The sequence below is a fragment of the Flavobacterium sp. genome (assembly GCF_029242675.1).
In the GTDB taxonomy this organism is placed as follows: Bacteria; Bacteroidota; Bacteroidia; order Flavobacteriales; family Flavobacteriaceae; genus Flavobacterium.
This window is the reverse complement of record NZ_JAQWTM010000315.1, coordinates 1-3057: the sequence shown is the minus strand read 5'-3', so window position 1 is coordinate 3057 and position 3057 is coordinate 1. Positions and strand designations below refer to the sequence as shown.

Here is a 3057-nt window from a genome sequence, read left to right as displayed (position 1 = left end):
CTTTTGTAACCTAACCTCATTCAAAATAGCCAACAAAGCAACGCCTACATCAGCAAATACTGCTTCCCACATCGTGGCCATACCCATAGCACCTAAAATCATAACAATGATTTTTACCCCGAAGGCCAAGACAATATTTTGCCAAACTATACGCCTAGTTGAACGGCCTATTTTTATTGCCATTGCAATCTTACTAGGTTGGTCGGTCTGGATGATAACATCTGCGGTCTCAATAGCCACATCACTGCCCAAGCCTCCCATTGCGATACCTACATCGCTTGCCGCTAATACTGGTGCATCATTTATACCGTCGCCTATAAAAGCTATTTTGGTATCTGGCAGCTTTTTAAGTTCTTCGACTTCGTTCAGTTTGTCTTCCGGTAACAGTCCGCCTTTGGCCCAATCGATGCCTAATTCGATTGCAACCTGTTGGGTTATGGAATCTTTATCGCCCGAAAGCATAATGATTTTTGAAATACCGGACTCACGAATATGTTTGATGGCCTGTTGTGCATCTTCCTTCAGTTCATCGGCAATGGTTACGTAGCCAGAAAATTTTCTATCGACGGAAATCATTACGATGGATTCCACAAGACTATCGGTTTCAGATGGAACTTCGATTCCATTTGATGTCATCAAGGCTTTGTTGCCGACCAAAATAGTCTTACCGTTCACCGTTCCCTTTATTCCTTCTCCAGCGACCTCCGAAACTTCGGTAGCCTCTAAATAGGAATCATCAGTCTTATATTCCAATATTGCTTTTGCAATAGGGTGGGTAGATTTTTTTTCCATAGCCATCAGGTACTGCATAAATTCTGCTTCTGTGAAAGCGGAACTATTTACAATTTCCTTAATTTTAAATACCCCTTTTGTAACTGTTCCTGTTTTGTCCATAACTACCGTATTTAGAGTGGTCATAGCATCGAGAAAGGACGCTCCTTTAAATAAAATGCCATTTCTGGACGCAGCACCCAAACCACCGAAGTAGCCTAGTGGAATTGAAATAACTAATGCACAAGGACAGGATATCACCAAGAAAATCAATGCTCTATACAACCAGTCGCGAAATACATAATCGGAGACAAAGAAATAAGGAAGCACTATCAAACAAATTGCTAGAAATACAACAATAGGCGTATAGATTCTTGCAAATTTCCTGATGAATAGTTCGGTCTTGGATTTTCGAGCAGTTGCATTCTGAACCATATCAAGAATACGGGCAATGGAACTGTCTTTAAATTCTTTGGTAGCTTCGATTTCGATTACCCCATCTAGATTGATGCTACCTGCAAAAACTTTTGCTCCATTGGCAATAGTATCGGGTTTGCTTTCCCCAGTAATTGCAGCAGTATTCAGCGATGCTTTTTTGGACAACAACGTGCCGTCCAACGGTATTTTTTCGCCTACGCGAACTTGAATTTTTTCACCAATTTTAACGGTTTCGGGATCTACTGAAATAAATTCCTCATTTTTATATACTAGCGCACTATTGGGCCTAGCATCTAGAAGTGCCTTGATATTTCCTTTTGCTCTCTTTACTGCCGCGTTCTGAAAAAGTTCGCCCACGGCATAAAAAAGCATTACCGCTACACCTTCGGGATACTCGCCTATGGCAAATGCCCCCAATGTTGCAATGGACATCAACAGGAATTCAGTAAAGAAATCACCTTTTTTTATACTGTTCCAGCCTTCAATAATTACCGGTAAACCTACTGGGATATATGCGACGGTATACCAAACTATTCTTAACCACCCTTTAAAAAAAGGGAATACGTCAAAATAATCAAAGGCTATACCTGCAATCAGCGTTATAAAACTGAATATAGCAGATAAATAAGCTTTAAACCCAATACTTATTGCCTTTGTATTATTTTGTTTTGAGGCGTTTCTCTTTTGAAGGTCACGCAGATTTACTTTGTTTTTTTTCATAATAAATATTATTTTTTATTGTAAAATTTTCTAAATTTTGGAATCCATTCATTTTTATTATGATTGTTTTTTTGAAAAATCAAAAGCCCGCCCACTCCAGTTGTAATCCAAATATCCGCAGTATTAAAAACAGGATCAAAAAATGTAAACTGCTGTCCGTTCCAAAAGGGTAGCCACTCTGGCAGCGTGGTATTTACGATGGGAAAATACCACATATCGACTACGTTGCCATTTAAAAAACCAGAATAACCAACACCTGACGAGAATATTTCTGCAATATTCTTGAGCGTCAAGTCACTTTTTTCAAAAATAAGTCCGTAAAACGCTCCATCTATCAAATTGCCCAATGCACCTGCGTAAATAAACGCGGCGCATATTATTATGGCCTTACTATAATTCTTACTAAGCATTTTTTTTATATAAAAAGCTCCCCAAATCACAGCGAAAAACCTGAACAGTACCAAGATTAATTTTGCAATGTAACCGTCCCCAAATTTCCATCCCCAGGCCATTCCCGGATTTTCAAGAAAATGCAAGCGGAACCAATCCAAACCAAAAACTAGATACTCCTGCCCATAGTAAAAATTGGTCTTTACGTAAAACTTTATCGACTGGTCAACAAGCAGCAACATTAAAATAATTAAAACAACATTTTTTCCTTTCATTAGTCTTCTATATAATTAATAAATGAGATTTTATCAGGTTCTTGCCTTTTAGGTCAAAAGAGTTCGCCATACATCATTTCACTAATTTTAAAATTCTTGTGGCTCACGCATCACAAATGTGAAAACGATAGCTTCTATCACAAGATCCGGCCATTTGCTATCCAAGAAATAGAATAAGGAACCGGCCAATATCACACCACCGTTCACTACGATGTCATTGGATGTAAATATGGCAGTTGCTTGCATATGTGCCTCTTTGCTCTTTGTCATGTTGATTAGCCAAAGTGATATTAGATTTCCCGCCAGAGCGAAAATAGAAACTGTGATCATCCATTGAAAAGAGGGGTCTCACTACTACCAAAAAAACGCCTTAAGACTTCTACAAATCTCAAGCTTGCCGAGGCCATCTGAAAATAGTCGCTGAACTTCGTCACTTTCTTCTTTCGCGAGCTAGCACCTCCCA

At 38.9% G+C, this 3057-nt stretch carries 2 protein-coding genes; both read right to left on the bottom strand.

Annotated elements, in window-relative coordinates; translation table 11 throughout:
• The coding region (locus P8M54_RS11400) for a heavy metal translocating P-type ATPase (RefSeq protein WP_300287984.1) at window positions 1-1929 on the bottom strand (1929 nt) is incomplete at its 3' end.
• An 8-nt stretch (window positions 1930-1937) separates the two neighbouring features.
• Window positions 1938-2594 carry a lipoprotein signal peptidase gene (locus tag P8M54_RS11395; RefSeq protein WP_300287983.1) on the bottom strand — a complete coding sequence of 219 codons (657 nt, stop codon included), beginning with the start codon at window positions 2592-2594 and terminating at the stop codon, window positions 1938-1940.
• Between the last annotated feature and the right edge of the window lie 463 nt (window positions 2595-3057).

Excerpts from the sequence above, each read along its gene's own strand:
- P8M54_RS11395 (WP_300287983.1), bottom strand. The coding sequence starts at position 2,594 with ATGAAAGGAAAAAATGTTGTTTTAATTATTTTAATGTTGCTGCTTGTT.